Source organism: Amycolatopsis sp. NPDC004368, assembly GCF_053602515.1.
The window spans coordinates 129,301-146,231 of record NZ_JBSGDT010000020.1; the positions used below are offsets into that span (position 1 = coordinate 129,301).

The window sequence follows — 16,931 nt, forward strand, 5'->3', positions numbered from 1 at the left end:
ACTGGAGCGGATTCTCTTGACCTGGCTGGAAGACCGGGCGGTCGCGGTGATCACCGGCTCGGCCGTGGGCGACGCCCTCGGCGGTGCGGTCGAAGGGTGGACCCCTGAGCAGATCGAGCAGCGCCACGGCGGCCGAGTGACCGGCATCGTCGGGCCCTGGTACCCGAACTGGCGCGACGCGCGTCCCATCGCGCCGTACCACAAGGGCGACGGGCACATCACCGACGACACCCTCATGACGCAGGCGCTGGTGGAGGTCTACGCGAAGCGCCGCGACCACCTCGACGCGTTCGCGATGGCCGAGGACCTCGTGCCGCTGATGATCGGCGAGCCGCGGTGGGTGCCGGAGCTCGAATCCACGGCTTTGCTGCTGCAGCGGGTGTTCCTGGCCGAGAAGTGGATCGTGGCGCGGCTGCACTACGGACACGTGGACCCGCGTGAAGCGGGTGTGGGCAACGTCGTCAACTGCGGCGCGGCGATGTACATCGCACCGGTCGGCGTGGTCAATGCCGGCGACCCTCGCGGCGCCTACGCCGAGGCGATCGACCTCACCGGCGCGCACCAGGCCAGCTACGGACGCGAGGCGGCCGGCGTGCTGGCGGCCGTGATCGCGGCCGCGGCGGCCCCGGGCGCGACGCTCGACGACGTCACCACGGCGGCGCTGGAGCTCGCGCACGACGGCACCGCGGAAGCGCTTCGCGCGGTCGTGGCCGCCTTCGGCGCGACGGCTGCCGCGCCGAAGACCGACGAGGAAGAGCGTGCGCTGGCCCGCCGGGTGCGGGAGGTCGTGGCGCCGTTCGACTCGGTCGGCCCGGAGTACCGGCAGATGTCGATGGACGCGCGGCGCCCATCGCGCACCAAGTCGATCGAGGAGCTGCCCGCGGCGCTGGCCTTCGTGCTCGCGCACCGCGGCGACTTCCGCGGTGCCGTGCTCGCGGCCGTGAACTACGGCCGCGACGCGGACTCGATCGCCGCCATGGCCGGGGCGATCTGCGCGGCGCTCGGCGGCACCGACGTGGTGCCCGCCGAGTGGCTCGACCCGATCAGCGAGGCCAGCAAGATGGACATCGCGGCGACCGGCCGGCTGCTGGCCTCGGCCGCGGCGGACATCATGCGGGCCGACCGCGAGCGGGCGCAGGCCCGGCTCAAGGCGCTCGACGAGACCCTGTCGGCACTCGTTTCGGAGGCCTGAGCGTGAGGCTGACCTGGGCCCAGCCCGAGGACCTGCTCGCGCACGAGCTCGTGCAGTCCGCTGTGGAGGGTCGCGAAACCGCGGGCGTGCGCGAGCGCTGGGTGGCGGCGGGCGGCGACCCGGTTCCCGCCGTGAGCGGCGCCGGGCCGAACCCGGCGCCACCCACCCTGCGGGAGCTGGCCCGCACGTTGCTCGGGGAGCTCGCCGCGGTCCCGGCCGCGGCGGCTCCCGCCGAGCCGGACGACTGGGCCGCCATCGAGGCGCTCCTGCCGGCCGCGCCGGACCTGCCGCGCGGCCTGCGCGGCGGGCGGGTGCTCGGCGCGTGGACCGGGCGGGCCGCCGGCTGTCTGCTCGGCAAGCCGGTGGAGAAGATCCCGCGTGAGGGCATCGAGGAGATCCTGCGGGCCACCGGGCGCTGGCCGCTCGAGACGTGGTTCACCGCGGTCGGGCTGCCGGCCGAGGTCGCCGCGCGCTGGCCGTGGAACAAGCGCTCGGCGCCGACGTCGCTCGAGGAGAACATCCACGGCATGCCCGAGGACGACGACCTCAACTACCCGATGCTCGCCCTGACGTTGCTCGAAACCCGCGGTTTTGCGTTCACCACGGACGACGTCGCGCAGCTGTGGCTGGACAACCTCCCGGCCGGGCGGGTGTTCACGGCCGAGCGGGCGGCCTACCGCAACATCCTCGACGCGCGTCCGGTACCCGAGACCGCCACGCACCTCAACCCGTTCCGCGAGTGGATCGGCGCGCTGATCCGCACGGACGTGTTCGGCTGGGTCTCGCCGGGCGACGTGCGCGCCGCGGCCCGGTTGGCGTGGACCGACGCGCGGCTGAGCCACACGCGCAACGGCATCTACGGCGCGATGTGGGCCGCGGCCCTCGCCTCGGCCGCGATGGTGTGCGACACGGTCGACGACGTGCTCGACGCCGCGTTCGCGGTGGTTCCCCCCGGCAGCCGCCTCGCGGAGGCGATCGCGCTCGGCCGCTCGGCGGCCTCGGAGGGCGACGTGCGCACCGGCCTGGACCGCCTGCACGCCGCCTACGGCGACCTGCACTGGGTCCACGTGCTCGGCAACGCCGCCGTGATCGCCTACGCCCTGGCCAAGGGCGCCGGCGACTTCGGCCCCAGCGTCTCGATCGCCGTCACGGCGGGCTGGGACACCGACTCCGCGGCCGCCACGGTCGGCGGGGTGGTCGGTGCGCTGCTCGGCGTGCCGGGGATCGGCGCGCAGTGGGTTTCACCGTTGGACGGCCGGATCGCGACGTCGTTGCCGGGCGGCGAGCAGCGGATCGCGGATCTGGCGGCGCGGACGGTGGCGCTTGCGGGTGGGGAGCGTGCGGCGTGACCGGGACCGTGGTGGTGGTCGGGTCGGCGAATGTCGACCTGGTCGTCGACGCGCCGCGGCCGCCGCGGGCCGGGGAGACGGTTCTCGGTGGGCGGTTGCGGCGCAGCCCCGGCGGCAAGGGCGCGAACCAGGCCGTGGGGGCCGCGCTGGCCGGGGGAGCGCACACGACGTTCGTGGGTGCCCTCGGCGAGGACGAGGCCGCGGACCTGCTCCTGCTGTCACTGGGTGGCGCCGGCGTGCGAACGGACCTCGTCGCGCGGACGAAGGCGGCCACGGGCACGGCGTTCATCACCGTGTCGCCCGACGGCGAGAACGCGATCGTCGTCGCGCCGGGAGCCAATGAGCGCGTGCGGATCGGTGAGGTGGAAGCCGCGCGGATCGCGGTGGCCGACGTCGTGCTGGCGCAGCTGGAGATCCCGCTCTCGGTGGTGCGCGCAGCCGCGGCCGCGCGCAGGCCGGGGGCACTGTTCGTGCTCAACGCCGCGCCTTCGCGGGAGCTGCCGGCCGACGTCTGGGCCGCGCTCGACGTGCTCGTGGTCAACGAGCACGAAGCCGCCGACCTCGGTGGCCTCGAAACCCTGCTCGGCCGCGTGCCGGCCGTCGTGGTCACGCTCGGCGGCGACGGTTGTCTCGTCGCCGAACGCGGCCGGGAAACCGTGCGCGTGCCCGGGATCCGGGTGACCACAGTGGACACCACCGGAGCCGGCGACACGTTCTGCGGAGTGCTCGCCGCGGGCCTCGCCCAAGGGCGAGCGCTCGCCGAGGCCGCGCGTGTCGCGTGCGTGGCCGGTGCGCTCGCCGTCACGCGGCCCGGTGCGCAGGCCGCCGTTCCCACCGCTGAAGAGGTCGCAGCACTCGCGGCCGGAGAAAAGGTGCGATGACCACCCCGTTCGACCCCCTCGTGCCGCGCCCGATCGACCGGCCGGCCGAGGTACCCCTGACCCCGCTCACCGAGGAGCAGCTCGTCGCGCTCGACGAAGCCAAGATCTTCGCCGCGCCGAGCGACCCCGCCGACCGGCCGGCGTGGCGCGAAAACCTGCGGCGCTGGCGCGAGGACTCCCGTCGGCGCCACGGCTACACGGGCGAGGCCTACGACCGGCCCGGGGCCGCGTGGGCGGCTCGCTGCCACACCGTCGCGCAGGTCTGGCTGTGGGACGAGCTGCTGTACTCGTTCGCCGACGGCAAGTTCACCCCCGACCGCTTCCTCGCCGACGCCCGCGAACGCTTCGGCGGCCTCGACGCCGTGGTGCTCTGGCACGCCTACCCCGTGATCGGCCTCGACGACCGCAACCAGTGGGACTTCTACCGCGACGTCCCCGGACTGACCGAGCTCATCGCCGCGCTGCACGACGCCGGCCTGCACGTGTTCGTGGACTACAACCCGTGGGACGTCGGCACCCGCCGCGGCGCCGACGACCTGACCGAGCTCGCCGCCCTCGTCGCGGACTTCGAAGCCGACGGCGTTTTCCTCGACACGCTCAAAAAAGCCGAACCGGGCTTCGTCGAACGGCTCGAAGCCGCGCGGCCCGGCATCGTGCTCGAGGGCGAGTCGAAGCTGCCGGTTGAGCGCATCGCCGACCACACGGCGTCCTGGGCCCAGTTCTTCGCCGACTCGCCCGTGCCCGGCGTGCTGCGCGCGCACTGGTACGAGCGGCGCCACATGCAGCACCACGTGCGCCGCTGGCACCGCGACCACTCCGAGGAGCTGCAGTCGGCGTGGCTCAACGGCGCCGGCGTGATGGTGTGGGAGGTCGTGTTCGGCGTGTGGGTCGGTTGGTCCGCCCGCGACGCCGCGACCGTGCGGCGCATGGTGACCGTGCAGCGCGCGGCGGCCGAGGTCCTGCTGAAGGGGGAGTGGACCCCGCTCGCCGAGCTGGCACCCGAGGCCGATGCCGCCGGGGTCTACGCGTCGAGCTGGGCGCTCGACGGCGTGACACTGTGGACACTCGTCAACCGCGGGGACACGGACTACCGCGGCCCGTCGGTGGCGGGCCGGGATCTGCTCGGCGGCGTGCCCGCGCGGGGCATCGGCGCGGTGCTGCGGCTGGCGGAGGGTGCGCCCGAACCAGCGTGGCTGCCGAGCCTGCTCGACGCACTGAAGGAAGCACCGCACGACGCCGACTCCCGTTTCCCGCACCGGATCGCCGCGCGGGTGAGTCCACAACGGACTTCCGGTGCCCCCGACTCGGACGCGGTGAAGGTGCCGGCCGGCCCGTACGTGCTGACCGTGCGCTACCAGGCCCGCGAAACCGGGATGTACCAGGGCGCGCCCTACGTCGACGAGTGGAAGCCTCTCCCGCCGCGGTTGCACGACGCCCGCACCCTGCAGCGCGAGGGTGAGCTCGCCAACACCGTCGCCGTGGCCGCCACGGAGGTGACGCAGGCGCAGTTCGCGGAGTTCGTCGCCGCCACCGGCTACCGGCCCACGCAGCCGCACCGGTTCCTGTTGCACAGTAACGAGTCCGATGCACCGGTGACCTATGTGGACCTCGAGGACGCCCGGGCGTACTGCGCTTGGCGCGGCGGTCGGCTGCCCACCGAGGACGAGTGGCAGCTGGCGGGGGAGACCGGTGGCCTGCGCCGCGGCGAGCCCGCTGTGTGGAACTGGACGGAGAGCGAGCACTCCGACGGGCGCACCCGCTTCGTGATGCTCAAGGGCGGCAGCGACTTCCGCGCCGAGGGCTCCGAGTGGTACGTCGAGGGTGGCCGGCACGCGCCGGACGTGAGCGTGAAGCTGCTGCTGCCCGGTCTGGGCCTCGCGCGCGCCGCGACGGTCGGCTTCCGGTGCGCCTGGGACGTGACGGCATGACGACATCCCGGGACCCCGCCGGCGGCGCACTGGCCGGGCTGCGGGTGGTGGACGCGTCGACGCTGTTCGCCGGGCCGATGGCCGCGATGCACCTGGGCGACATGGGTGCCGACGTGGTGAAGGTCGAACACCCGAGCCGGCCCGACCCGTCGCGTTCGCACGGGGTGGCGAAGGACGGCGTGAACCTGTGGTGGAAAACGCTCGGGCGCAACAAGCGCACCGTCACCGCCGACCTGGGCAGCGAAGGCGGGCGTGAGGTGTTCCTCGCGCTGGCCGCCGAGGCCGACGTGGTGATCGAGAACTTCCGCCCGGGCACGTTGGAGCGCTGGAACCTCGGCTACGACGTGCTTTCGGCCCGCAACCCGAAGCTCGTGCTGGCGCGGGTGACCGGGTTCGGCCAGTTCGGCCCGTACCGCTCGCGACCCGGCTTCGGCACCCTCGCCGAGGCGATGAGCGGGTTCGCCGCCACGACGGGTGAGCCGGACGGCCCGCCGACGCTGCCACCGTTCGGCCTGGCCGACGGCGTCGCTTCCCTGGCCACGGCGTACGCGATCATGGTCGCGCTCGCCGCCCGCGCGACCAGCGGGCGCGGGCAGGTCGTGGACACGGCGATCATCGAGCCGATCCTCGCCATGCTCGGCCCGCAGATCACCCGCTGGGACCAGCTGGGCACCGTGCAGCCGCGCACCGGCAACCGGTCGATCAACAACGCGCCGCGCAACACGTACCAGACGTCCGACGGGCAGTGGGTCGCCGTGTCCACCTCGGCGCAGTCGGTGGCCGAGCGCGTACTGCGCCTGGTCGGCCGGCCCGACCTCACCGAACAGCCGTGGTTCGCGCGCGGCGCCGACCGCGCGCAGCACGCCGACGAACTCGACGAGGCCGTGGGCGGCTGGATCGCGGCGCGCACGCGCGACGAGGTCGTCGCCGCGTTCGAGCAGGCCCAGGCGGCGGTCGCGCCGATCTACTCGGCCGAAGACATCGTCGAGGACCCGCAGTTCCGCGCGCTCGGCACGATCCACGAGATCGACGACCCGGAGCTCGGCCCGATGCTCATGCAGGGCCCGCTGTTCCGGCTCTCGGACAACGACGGCGTGATCGGCTTCACCGGCCGCGCACACGGCGCCGACACCGACGCCGTGTTGAAGGAGCTGGGATTCTCGGCCGAGCGGATCGCCGAGTTGCGTGAGGGGGGTGCGGTGTGAGCGTGCCTGCGTTGGCGTTGTTGCGTGCGCCGGCCGACCGAGCTGACCGCGTGGAGAAGGGGTTGGGGTGCTCGGCCGAGCGGATCGCCGAGTTGCGTGAGGGGGGTGCGGTGTGAGCGCTCCCGCGCTGACGTTCCTGTACGCACCCGCCGATCGGCCCGACCGCGTGGAGAAGGCGCTTGCGTCGGAGGCCGACGTGGTGCTGGTCGACCTGGAGGACGCCGTGGCGCCCGCGCACAAGGCTGCGGCGCGGGCGAACGTCGTCGAGCTGCTGGCGGGTCTGCCCGTGCAGCGGCGGGTGCAGGTGCGGATCAACCACCCGAGCACGCCGTGGCACGCCGACGACGTCGCGGCGCTCGCTGGGCTGCCGCTGCCGGTCGGGGCGCGCATGCCGAAGGTCGAGTCGGCCGAGGAGGTGCTGGCGCTCGCGGCCGTGTTGCCCGGGCGGGAGCTGCACGCGCTGATCGAGTCGGCGCTGGGGGTGGAGCACGCGTTGCAGATCGCGACCGCTTCGCCGCAGATCGCGTCGATCGGTCTCGGCGAGGCGGACCTGCGGTCGGACCTGGGAATCGACGACGAAGCCGGCCTCACGTGGCCGCGCAGCCGCGTGATCGTCGCGGCGCGGGCGGCGCGCCTGGTGCCGCCCGCGATGTCCGCGTACACCCACGTGCGCGACCTCGACGGCCTGGCCGCTTCGTGCCGTGCCGGGCGCGCGCTCGGCTTCCGCGGCCGCACGGCGATCCACCCGGTGCAGCTCGCCACGATCCGCGCCGCGTTCCTGCCGAGCGCCGAGGAGGTGGCGCGGGCTACCGAGGTCGTCGCCCGCGTCGCCGACGCCACCGCGGCCGGCGTCGGCGCGATCGCCCTGGCCGACGGCACGTTCCTCGACGTCGCGATGGTCGAGCGCGCCCGCACCGTGCTGGCGCTGGCCGAGCGATCCTGAACACAGGCGGCGGCGGTCCTGTTTCGACTACTCTGGGACACGACCGTGTGTCGGATTTCGAAGGGAGGGCCCATGACCGACGAAGAACTCGTCGTCGAGTTCGCACTGCGGCGCCTGGACAATCCCGACCTCGACCTGGAGGAGATCGCGGCGCTCGTCGTCCGCCGCCTCGGCCCCGACCTCATGCTCGACTTCGCCGCCCAGAACCTCGCCACCCGCGGCGAACTACGCGCCGCGGTCTTCCCCGCGGCGGTCGAACACGTGCTTCGCGTCGTCCTCACCCTCCGCGGCCGCAGCGACTGACCGCCGTTTCCACGGACTCCGCCCACCCGCGAACGCCCACACCGCGATCACCGGGTCGCACCACGCGCACCCGAACGACGAATCCGCCGCGAACGGCAGGATCGGCGCCCCCTTCAGGTGGTGTACGACGTCCCACGCGGTGTGCAACAGCCACCCGATCCCGATGAACGTCCACGAATCCAGCCCCCGCCACGCCACCACGGTCATCACGGCGCAGAACACGACCTCCCCCGCCCCGAGCCCGCCGCCGGACAGGTAGGCCGCCCCGGCTCCGGCGACCATCAACGCGTTGATCCGCTGCCGGTTGGGCTCGGGGATGAGGGACGAGAGCAGCACGTACCCGACGCCGATGAGGATCGGGAGCAGGACTTCGGTCATGTCCGCCACGGTAGGAACGCCGTGGGGTGCAGGCGATGGGCCTTCGCGCCAGACCTCCGCGGGTTTTCGCCAGGTGGCGGGAATTCGCTGCCGTCCGGCGGGATCAGCGGGGTTTCGGCGAGACGGCCCGGCGACGCCGTGGCCAGATCGGCAGCCGGGTGCCTCGGCGGGTGATGTAGAGGGAAGGGATCAGGGGGAGAGCCGGGGTGAGACCGCCGGCGGTGGAGGCGTCGGGACGGGTGGTGGTGGGGGACATGGCTTCCTCCGGGTTGTCCTGAATGGATTGTGGTCTGTGGACGGTCCCTACGCCGCGGCCACCGCGGGGTCGTCGTCGAGGGATGTCGTGGTGCGCTGGGCGAAGGCGGCCACGCGGTCGCGGGCGCCGGTGATCACCGTCGTGAGCGTGGCGAGGTCCGGGGGCCCGTCGTGGCGTTGGTCGTTGACGAAGAAGGTCGGGGTGCCCGCCACGCCGCTCAGGTCGGCGGACTCGACGTCGCGCTCGACGTGGGAGGCGAAGCGGCGGTGGAGGAGGTCCTCGCGGAAGCGGGGGACGTCGAGCTGGAGCTGGTGGGCGTAGGAGACCAGGGCGTCGAAGTGGAGGTCGCTCTGGTTGGTGAGCAGCAGGTCGTGCATGGGCCAGAAGGCGCCCTGCGCGCCGGCCGCCTCGGCGGCTTCCGCGGCCAGCTGGGCGTGGGGGTGGATGTCGTGCAGGGGGAGGTGGCGCCAGACGTAGCGGATGTCGCGGTTCTCCGCCAGCAGCTCGCGGGCGGTCGGGGCCGCCATGCCGGTCCAGGGGCATTCGAAGTCGCCGTATTCGACCACGGTCACGGTGGCGTCCTCCGGGCCGCGGACGTGGTCGCGGGTCAGGTCCACGGGGCCGACCAGGTCGGTCAGCGCCGGGGCATCGCCCAGGAGCGCGCGGGTTCGGACGGCTTCCGGCAGCGCCGCGGTGGCCTTCTGCACCACGAACGTCAGCAGCGTCGCACCCGCCGCGGCGGCCAGCACGCCGAGCTTCGCCTCCTCGAGCTCCCGGCCGGTGAACGCCAGGTCGGCGATCAGGAGTGACACGGTGAACCCGACGCCCGCCATCGCGCCGCCGCTCAGCACGCCCGCCCAGCCGACCTGCGGCCGCAGCGCACCGCCGCTCACCCTCGTCAGCAGCCACGACGTGCCGAACACCGCGATCGGCTTCCCCACCACGTATGCCAGGAAGATGCCGACGGTGATCGGCGCCGTGACGGCCGCCGCGAGCACCTCGGTGTTCACGCTGATGCCGGCGTTGGCCAGCGCGAACAGCGGCACGACCGCGTAGCTCGTGACGCGGTGGAACGCGTGCCGCAGCCGGGCGTTGGCCGACAGCGTCGCGCTCAGGCTCCTGCTCGCCGAGCTGGCCGTCTCCGCGGTCGGCTGCTCGCGGAACAGCCGCACCAGCGTGGTCGCCTCCTCCAGCGAATCGCGCTTCGGCACGTACGCCGACGTGGCCAGCCCCACCGCCAGCCCGGCCACGACCGGGTCGATCCCGCTGGTCAGCAGCGCGCCCCAGACCGTGAGGGCCAGCACGGTGAACACCGGCTTGCGGTAGCGGTAGTCGAGCCGCCGGCTCGCCAGCACCCCGGCGTACGCGCCCGCCGCGATCCCGACTGCCATCAGATCCACGTGGCCGCTGTAGGCCAGCGCGATCACCACGAGCGCCACGATGTCGTCGACCACGAACACCGTGAGCACGAACGTGCGGATCCGCTCCGGCGCACCCCGCCCGACCACGGTGAACACCCCCAGCGCCAGCGCGGTGTCGGTGGACATCGCCGCACCCCAGCCGTGCGCGCCGGGCCCGCCGCCGTTGAGCGCGAGGAAGATCAGCACCGGCACCGCCATGCCGGCCAGCCCGGCGACGGCGGGCAGGACCAGACGCCGACGGTCACGCAGGTCGCCGAGGTCGAACTCGCGCCGCGCCTCCAGTCCCGCCACCAGGAAGAACAACGTCATCAGGCCGCTGTTGACCCAGTCGCGCACCGGCAGCGCCACCCCCAGCGGCCCGATCCGCACGCTGAGCACCCAGCTCCACACCGCGTCGTACGCGCCGGGTGCCAGGTTCGCCCAGGCCAGGGCCACCGCGATCGCCGCGACGAGCACGCGCGCGCTGCCGGACTCCGTGCGCAGGAAGGTGCGCAAGGCACTCGACGACGGCCCGGACATCGACATGGGGAGAGCGCTCGGCTCGGGTGCTGGGTGCATCTGTGTCACGGTCACTTCTAACCCCTCAAGTGGCTGCTGGTAGTTAGAACTGAAACATGGTATAACTAACCTGTCAAGAGGGGTTGTAAGAGTTAGGCAGGATTGGAAAGGTTGGGCAGGGTGGACACCACGACGGAGGACGACGAGACGCTCGTCCTGAATCTGCTCAACACCACCGCGCTCGACGGCACGACCCACGACGACCTCGCCGCCACCGAACCCGCCCTGCAATGGCTCACCGCCCACGGTCAACCGGCGACCGAGCAGGAGCGGCGCACCCTCCTGGACCTCCGCCCGATCCTGCAGGACGTCGTCCGCGGGCACGCCCGGCCGGCCGCGGTCGCCCGCTTCGTCGAAGGCGTCGGTTACCACGCGAACCTCGGCGAAAACGGCATCGACTGGACACTGCACGCCCCGCCCGGCCGCGAAACGGCCGCGCGCGTGGTCCTCACCTGGGCCGCGCTCGGCGAGTCCGGCCGGCTGCGCGCGTGCGCGAACCCGGAGTGCCGGCGGTTCCTCGTCGACCACAGCCGGGCCAACACCGCCCGCTGGTGCTCGATGTCCGCGTGCGGCAACCGGTTGAAGGCTCGCCGGCACTACCTCCGCGTGCAACAGTCCGAAGTGGACTGAACGGGCGGCTTCACTCGTTGTGCAGCACCGAAGCTATCGGCAGCCGCGCCGCCCTGCCCGCCGGGATCACCGCGCCGAGCACCGCGATCGCGATCCCGGCCCGCCCGAGCAGCACCAGCGTCGGCGCGCGGTAGACGTCGATCACGAACCCGAACACGTCCGACTGCGCCGCGCGCAGCATGGCCGGCCCCACCAGCCGGTGCACGAAGAAGCCGAGCGGCAGCCCGATCAGCCCACCGGCCACGCCGAGCGCGGCCGTGGACGTGATCATCATGACCGTCACCTGCCGCGGGGTCATCCCGATCGCCTTGAGCATCCCGAGGTCGCGGCGGCGTTCGTGGGCGTTGAGCGCCACGGTGTTGAACACCCCGAGCGCCGCGACGATCGCCAGCACCAGCGTGAGGATCGACGCACTGCTCACCAGCACCACCGCCTGGGAAGACGTTCCGTCGCGCGGGGGAGCGGCGTCCAGCCCGGGATCCTGCGCCTTCGCCGCGGCCACGAGGGCCTCGCGCGAGGTGCCAGGGCCCAGCTGCACGTCGTAGGAATCCGCGCGGGCGCCCGGTGCGAGCAGGTCGAGCGTGGACCAGTCGGCGTAGATCGTGTCGGCGTTGTTGGTCAGCGTGACCCCGACGAACGTCACCCGCGTGCGATTTCCGCCCAGCTCCACCGTCACCGTGCCGCCGAGGGAAAGCCCGCGTTCATTGAGGAACCGCGACGGCGCCGTGGCTTCCCCCGGTCGCGCCGCGCAGCAGTTGCTGCCCTTCGGCGAGGTCGCCGCGGCTCTGGCGCAAGCGTCGGGGTGGCCCATCCGCCACGTCGACGCCGACCTCGACCAGCACCGCGCCCACTTCGCGCGGTCGGGCCGCCCGGCCGCCTGGGTCGAGCACATGATGCACTTGTTCGCCCTCGTCCGGGCCGATGTCTTCGACGGCGTGACCGACCACGTCGAACGGCTCACCGGACACGCGCCCCGCTCGCTCGGCGACTACGCCCGGGAGGTTTTCGCGTAGCCGGTCACGACGGCGCGGGCACCGCGAAGACCTCCGGGTGTTTCACCAGCTCCACCCTCGTCCGGCGGATGTGCAGCTCCAGGATCCGCTCGGCCGAGGTGTGGTCGCGCTGGCGCAGGGCCTCGATGAGCAAGCGGTGCTCCGCGCGGATGATCCAGTTGCGGCGTTCGCCGGCGAGGCGGATGAACGCGCGGCGGTAGTGCTGCGTGGTGTCCCACAGGCGGTTGAGGATGGCGGCGAGGTCGTGGGCGTCGTGGTGGCGGTAGACGGTCCAGTGCAGCCGCCGGTCGAGCACGAGGAACTCCTCGACGTCGGTGGTCTGCTCGATACGGTCCTCGATCGCCTCGAGCTCGTCGATGTCCTCATCGGACAGTCGTGGTGCGGATTCGGCCAGGAGCAAGGGTTCGAGGCGTTCGCGCATCTTGTAGGTGAGCTCGCACTCGCGCACGTCCATGGACGCGACCCACGCGCCGGAGTTGGCGCGCAGGGTCACGAGGCCACGGGACTCGAGGATGCGCAGGGCCTCGCGCACCGGCAGGCGGCTGGTGCGCAGCTCCTCGGCCAGCTCGTCCTGGATGATGCGCGTGCCCGGGGCGAGGCGGCCGTCGAGGATGCGCTCGCGCAGTTCGTCGGCGACGCGCTGGCTCGCCACGCCCGCGGGTACGGCCACACCGGTTCCTCTCGATCGGACGCCACCGGACGGTGGGGCAGGGCTCAGTCGAACGCCTTCGGGTCGTGGTCGAACGCCTTGCCGTTCGGATAGGACACTAGCTCACACTGCAGACCCCACGGTGACAGGAAGTACACCCAGCGCTGCCCCTCGCTCGCACCGCTGCTGGTGGTCGGCTCGCCGAGCACGCGCAGGCCGCGCCGGTGCAGGTCGGCGACGGCGGCGTCGAGGTCGTCGGTGTAGAGCGCGATGTGGTGGCCGCCGACATCGGAGTTGCGCGGCGGCACCGTCGCCTGGTCCGGCGCCTCGTACTGGAACACCTCGAAGATCGCCTGCCCGCCGAGCCGGTAGAAGTGCAGGCGCCGCATCACGGCCTTGTCGTCGACGCCGAGGTGCTCGCTCATCCAGCTGTCGTCGTGCTGGTAGGGCCCCAGCCGGTACAGGTACTCGCAGCCCAGGACGTCGGTGAAGAACTCGTGGGCCTGGTCGAGGTCCGGCACCGTGAGGCCGAAGTGGTCGACGCCCGTCACTCCGGGGAGCGGCATGAGCACACCTCCAATGGATCCATTCACTTGCTTTTCATAGCTACTTGACGGCATAGTCTCCGTCAAGACTTTAGCAATGGATCCATTCGAAGATGAGGAGCCCTGATGGCCACTCACGAGTCACTGGTCGCCGGCGCGCCCTGGATCCGCCTGGGCACCACGCCGGAGGACTGGGACCGAGCCGACCCCGACCTGTTGCTGCGCCTGCTCGGCCGGGCGCAGTGGATCCGGTCGTTCGAGGAGTACGTGCTGGAGCTCGCGGGCCAAGGTCTCGTGCACGGCCCGGCGCACTCGAGCATCGGCCAGGAGGGCGGTGCCGTCGGCTCGATCTCGCCGCTGCGCAGCGACGACTTCGTGAACGGCTCGCACCGCGGCCACCACCAGTTCCTCGCCAAGGCGTTCGGCCACGTCGCCACGCAGGCCGGCGGGCTGCCGGCGCTCGACGACGACGTGCGCACCGTGCTGCGCCGCACCCTCGCCGAGATCTGCGGCCTGGCCGAGGGATTCGGCAGCGGACGCGGCGGGTCGATGCACCTGCAGTGGCGCGAGGCCGGCGCGATGGGCACCAACGCCATCGTCGGCGGCGGTGTGCCGCAGGCCGCGGGCTTCGCCTGGAACCAGCGCCACACCGGCACCGACGCCGTCAGCGTCACCTACTTCGGCGACGGCGCCGTGAACATCGGCTCGGTGCTGGAGACGTTCAACCTCGCCGCCGCTTGGCAGCTGCCCGTCTGCTTCTTCATCGAGAACAACCAGTACGCGGTGTCCACGCCGGTGGGCACGGCCACGGCCGAACCGCGGCTTTCCGCGCGGGGCCTCGGGTTCCACATCCCGAGCTGGCAGGTGGACGGAATGGATCCACTCGCCGTGCACCTGGCGATGAGCGAGGCCGTGGACCACATGCGCGCGGGTAACGGCCCGACGATCGTCGAGGCCGAGGTCTACCGCTACTTCCACCAGAACGGGCCCTACCCGGGCAGCGCCTTCGGCTACCGCACGAAGGAAGAGGAGAAGTCCTGGCGCGACCGCGACCCGATCGACCTGCTGCGCGGCCACGTCCTGCGCCGCGGGCTCGTGGACGACGACCGGCTCAAGGCGTTCGACGAGGAGATCACCCGCACGCTGCGCGAGATCGGCGACAGCTTCCTCGAAGACGGCGCCGACGGCAAGCCCCGCATCAAGGACTCCGCGTGGCCCGACCCCGCGTTCGTCGACGTCGGTGTGCGCGGTGATCTGTCCGAACTGGACGGCAGCCGCTACGAGGAAGCCGACACGTTCAGCGGCACGCTCAAGGACCGGCGTTTCATCGACGCCGTCAGCGACGTGATCGCCCGTCGTCTGGAGACCGACGAGCGCGTGGTCGTGCTCGGCGAGGACGTCGACCGGCTCAAGGGCGGCACCAACGGTGCCACCCGCCGGGCCATCGAGACCGCGCCCGAGCGCGTGCTCGGCACGCCGATCAGCGAGAACGCGTTCACCGGCCTGGCCGGCGGCATGGCCATCGACGGCCGGACGCGCCCGATCGTCGAGTTCATGTACGCCGACTTCATGTGGGTCGCCGCCGACCAGCTGTTCAACCAGGTCGCCAAGGCGCGGCACATGTTCGGCGGCAGCGGCAGCGTGCCGTTCGTGCTGCGCAGCAAGCTCGCCGCGGGCACCGGCTACGGCTCCCAGCACTCGATGGACCCGGCCGGCGTTCTCACCACGGCGCCCGGGCTGCGGGTGGTGGCGCCGTCGAACCCGTTCGACTACGTCGGCCTGCTGAACACCGCGCTGGCCTGCGACGACCCGGTGGTCGTCCTCGAACACGTGGACCTCTACGCCACCACCGGCACCGCGCCGGTCGACGACTTCGACTACCGCATCCCGGTCGGGAAGGCCGCGGTGCGCCGCACCGGCGACGACCTCACCGTGATCAGCTACCTGTCCATGGTCGGGCACTGCCTCGAAGCCCTCGACGAGACCGGCGTGAGCGCCGACCTCATCGACCTGCGCTGGCTCGACCGCGCGAGCCTCGACTGGGACACGATCGAAGCCAGTGTCCGCAAGACGAACCGCGTGCTGATCGTGGAACAGGGCGCGATCGGCACCTCCTACGGCGGCCGGCTCGCCGACGAGATCCAGCGGCGGCTGTTCGACTGGCTCGACGCGCCGATCGAGCGCGTCACCGGCGGCGAGGCGTCGCCCAGCATCAGCAAGGTCCTCGAACGCGCGGCGATCGCGCGGACCGAGGAAGTGACCGCGGCGCTGCGGCGCCTTTCCGACTGACGCACTGGCAGCGAGGAGTTTCCGACGATGGCAACGCTGTTGCGGGTGCCCGAGGTCGCCACGGGCTCGACCGAGGCCGTGCTGAGTGACTGGCTGGTGCCCGAGAACGAGGCGTTCGACGCCGGCACGGCACTGGCCGTGCTGGAGACGGACAAGGCGGCCGTGGAGGTCGAGGCCGAAGCCGGCGCGACCGTGCTGCGGCAACTGGTGGAACGCGGCACCACGGTGGAGGTCGGTACGCCGATCGCCGTGCTGGGTGTCGCGGGGGAGGACGTGAGCGGGCTGCTCGCGGAGCTGGGCGAGCCGGCTTCGCACACCGGGACCGGAATCGGCCAGGTGGTGGAAGCTGCTGCTCCCGAGTCTGTGCCGAGTGGCGCGGCGCAGAGTCCGGCTCCGGCCGCGTCGAATGGTTCCGGTGCGCGGATCTTCGCGAGTCCGCTGGCGCGCAAGCTGTTGAAGGAAGCCGGCCTGGGACTCGACGAGGTCACCGGGACCGGGCCGAACGGGCGGATCGTGCGCAAGGACGTCGAGGCCGCGATCACCCGAGTGGCACGAGCGGCGGCGCAACCGGCGGCGCAACCGGCCGCGCACTCCGTTGCGCAGCCCTCGAAACCGGCACCGCAGGCCGAATCGGCGGCCGCGCCGGCACGTCGGGAACCGGCGGCCGGCGCGTCGTTCACCGAGGTCGTGCACTCACGTATCCGCCGCGCGATCGCGAGCCGGCTGACGATGAGCAAGCAGACCGTGCCGCACTTCACCGTGCGGCGCACCGCGCGGATCGACGCGTTGCTGGCGTTGCGCAAGGAACTCAACGCGGTGTCACCGGCGCGGATCTCGGTCAACGACCTGATCATCCGGGCCGTGGCCGTCGCGCACACCGAAGTGCCCGACGCCAACGTGACCTGGACCGAAGACGCGCTGCGCAAGTACGACTCGGTCGACGTGGGCGTCGCGATCGCGTCCGAGCGGGGTCTCGTCACCCCGGTCGTGCGCGGGGTCGAAAAGCTGGCGCCGAGCGGGATTTCGGGTCAGATCAAGGCGTTCGCGCGCCAGGCCGACGAGGGCAAGCTCAAGCAGCACGACCTCGAAGGCGGCTCGATCTCGGTGAGCAACCTCGGGATGTTCGGCGTCGACGACTTCACGGCGATCATCAACCCGCCGCAATCGTCGATCCTCGCGGTGGGCGCCGGAAAACCCGGTGCGGTCGTCGTCGACGGCGAGCTGACCGTGGCGACGCAGCTGGCGCTGACACTGGCCGTCGACCACCGCGCGATCGACGGAGCGCTGGCGGCGCAGTGGCTCGCGGCGCTCGTCGACGCTCTCGAAAAGCCCCTGCGGCTGCTCGCCTGACTCGTCCGGTTCCGCCCGCACGGTGTTCCGGCGGGCGGAAC

Annotated in this window: 16 protein-coding genes; 11 read left to right on the top strand and 5 right to left on the bottom strand. The window is 72.4% G+C overall.

The features are described from left to right. Positions 1-16 precede the first annotated feature (16 nt). The 7 genes from ACWEOE_RS26025 to ACWEOE_RS26055 all read left to right on the top strand — a co-directional run bounded on the left by ACWEOE_RS26025 (position 17) and on the right by ACWEOE_RS26055 (position 7,801). Entirely contained in the window at positions 17-1,192 is a 1,176-nt protein-coding gene (locus tag ACWEOE_RS26025; protein WP_452013409.1) for an ADP-ribosylglycohydrolase family protein, read from the top strand. Between the two features lie 2 nt (positions 1,193-1,194). Continuing rightward, positions 1,195-2,541, top strand: coding sequence for an ADP-ribosylglycohydrolase family protein (locus ACWEOE_RS26030; protein WP_452013411.1), 1,347 nt, complete (start codon positions 1,195-1,197; stop codon positions 2,539-2,541). Further along, positions 2,538-3,422 carry a ribokinase gene (locus ACWEOE_RS26035; RefSeq protein ID WP_452013413.1) on the top strand — a complete coding sequence of 295 codons (885 nt, stop codon included), beginning with the start codon at positions 2,538-2,540 and terminating at the stop codon, positions 3,420-3,422. Before ACWEOE_RS26030 ends, ACWEOE_RS26035 begins: the two co-directional genes overlap by 4 nt. Continuing rightward, on the top strand, positions 3,419-5,350 hold the full coding sequence (locus tag ACWEOE_RS26040; protein WP_452013415.1) for an SUMF1/EgtB/PvdO family nonheme iron enzyme: 1,932 nt from the start codon (positions 3,419-3,421) through the stop codon (positions 5,348-5,350). Before ACWEOE_RS26035 ends, ACWEOE_RS26040 begins: the two co-directional genes overlap by 4 nt. Next, positions 5,347-6,555 carry a CaiB/BaiF CoA transferase family protein gene (locus ACWEOE_RS26045; protein WP_452013417.1) on the top strand — a complete coding sequence of 403 codons (1,209 nt, stop codon included), beginning with the start codon at positions 5,347-5,349 and terminating at the stop codon, positions 6,553-6,555. Before ACWEOE_RS26040 ends, ACWEOE_RS26045 begins: the two co-directional genes overlap by 4 nt. A gap of 112 nt (positions 6,556-6,667) precedes the next feature. Then, entirely contained in the window at positions 6,668-7,498 is an 831-nt protein-coding gene (locus ACWEOE_RS26050) for an HpcH/HpaI aldolase/citrate lyase family protein (protein WP_452013419.1), read from the top strand. Positions 7,499-7,570: 72 nt separating this feature from the next. Next, entirely contained in the window at positions 7,571-7,801 is a 231-nt protein-coding gene (locus ACWEOE_RS26055) for a hypothetical protein (protein WP_452013422.1), read from the top strand. Here the strand turns inward: ACWEOE_RS26055 and ACWEOE_RS26060 are convergent. Continuing rightward, positions 7,724-8,179 (bottom strand): DUF6010 family protein, encoded by a 456-nt coding sequence (locus ACWEOE_RS26060; protein ID WP_452013424.1) that lies wholly within the window; start codon positions 8,177-8,179, stop codon positions 7,724-7,726. The genes ACWEOE_RS26055 and ACWEOE_RS26060 overlap by 78 nt on opposite strands. Positions 8,180-8,482: 303 nt before the next feature. Continuing rightward, positions 8,483-10,414 carry a Na+/H+ antiporter NhaA gene (locus ACWEOE_RS26065; protein WP_452013427.1) on the bottom strand — a complete coding sequence of 644 codons (1,932 nt, stop codon included), beginning with the start codon at positions 10,412-10,414 and terminating at the stop codon, positions 8,483-8,485. A 120-nt stretch (positions 10,415-10,534) separates the two neighbouring features. Here ACWEOE_RS26065 and ACWEOE_RS26070 point away from each other — a divergent pair, with 120 nt between their 5' ends. Further along, complete coding sequence (locus tag ACWEOE_RS26070; RefSeq protein ID WP_452013429.1) at positions 10,535-11,044, top strand: CGNR zinc finger domain-containing protein; 510 nt, start codon at positions 10,535-10,537, stop codon at positions 11,042-11,044. A 10-nt stretch (positions 11,045-11,054) separates the two neighbouring features. On the opposite strand, the gene ACWEOE_RS26075 is transcribed toward ACWEOE_RS26070, so the two are convergent. Further along, on the bottom strand, positions 11,055-11,720 hold the full coding sequence (locus tag ACWEOE_RS26075; protein ID WP_452013431.1) for an ABC transporter permease: 666 nt from the start codon (positions 11,718-11,720) through the stop codon (positions 11,055-11,057). A gap of 49 nt (positions 11,721-11,769) precedes the next feature. Here ACWEOE_RS26075 and ACWEOE_RS26080 point away from each other — a divergent pair, with 49 nt between their 5' ends. Beyond that, a complete protein-coding gene (locus ACWEOE_RS26080; protein WP_452013434.1) occupies positions 11,770-12,057 on the top strand; it encodes a hypothetical protein in 288 nt (95 codons plus the stop codon). A 4-nt stretch (positions 12,058-12,061) separates the two neighbouring features. On the opposite strand, the gene ACWEOE_RS26085 is transcribed toward ACWEOE_RS26080, so the two are convergent. Further along, on the bottom strand, positions 12,062-12,727 hold the full coding sequence (locus tag ACWEOE_RS26085) for a GntR family transcriptional regulator (protein ID WP_452013437.1): 666 nt from the start codon (positions 12,725-12,727) through the stop codon (positions 12,062-12,064). 44 nt (positions 12,728-12,771) lie between these two features. Further along, positions 12,772-13,272: a VOC family protein gene (locus ACWEOE_RS26090; protein WP_452013439.1), complete on the bottom strand. Its 501-nt coding sequence runs from the start codon at positions 13,270-13,272 to the stop codon at positions 12,772-12,774. A gap of 105 nt (positions 13,273-13,377) precedes the next feature. On the opposite strand from ACWEOE_RS26090, the gene ACWEOE_RS26095 reads away from it, so the two are divergent. Beyond that, positions 13,378-15,540, top strand: coding sequence for an alpha-ketoacid dehydrogenase subunit alpha/beta (locus tag ACWEOE_RS26095; RefSeq protein ID WP_452013442.1), 2,163 nt, complete (start codon positions 13,378-13,380; stop codon positions 15,538-15,540). A gap of 27 nt (positions 15,541-15,567) precedes the next feature. After that, positions 15,568-16,890 carry a dihydrolipoamide acetyltransferase family protein gene (locus ACWEOE_RS26100; protein WP_452013444.1) on the top strand — a complete coding sequence of 441 codons (1,323 nt, stop codon included), beginning with the start codon at positions 15,568-15,570 and terminating at the stop codon, positions 16,888-16,890. Positions 16,891-16,931: the final 41 nt, after the last annotated feature.

What these genes read in the sequence shown, in the direction of transcription:
- ACWEOE_RS26040 (WP_452013415.1), top strand. Translation starts at nt 3,419, where the DNA reads ATGACCACCCCGTTCGACCCCCTCGTGCCGCGCCCGATCGACCGGCCG.
- ACWEOE_RS26100 (WP_452013444.1), top strand. Translation starts at nt 15,568, where the DNA reads ATGGCAACGCTGTTGCGGGTGCCCGAGGTCGCCACGGGCTCGACCGAG.
- ACWEOE_RS26090 (WP_452013439.1), bottom strand. Translation starts at nt 13,272, where the DNA reads ATGCCGCTCCCCGGAGTGACGGGCGTCGACCACTTCGGCCTCACGGTG.
- ACWEOE_RS26045 (WP_452013417.1), top strand. Translation starts at nt 5,347, where the DNA reads ATGACGACATCCCGGGACCCCGCCGGCGGCGCACTGGCCGGGCTGCGG.
- ACWEOE_RS26065 (WP_452013427.1), bottom strand. Translation starts at nt 10,414, where the DNA reads ATGCACCCAGCACCCGAGCCGAGCGCTCTCCCCATGTCGATGTCCGGG.
- ACWEOE_RS26055 (WP_452013422.1), top strand. Translation starts at nt 7,571, where the DNA reads ATGACCGACGAAGAACTCGTCGTCGAGTTCGCACTGCGGCGCCTGGAC.
- ACWEOE_RS26095 (WP_452013442.1), top strand. Translation starts at nt 13,378, where the DNA reads ATGGCCACTCACGAGTCACTGGTCGCCGGCGCGCCCTGGATCCGCCTG.
- ACWEOE_RS26060 (WP_452013424.1), bottom strand. Translation starts at nt 8,179, where the DNA reads ATGACCGAAGTCCTGCTCCCGATCCTCATCGGCGTCGGGTACGTGCTG.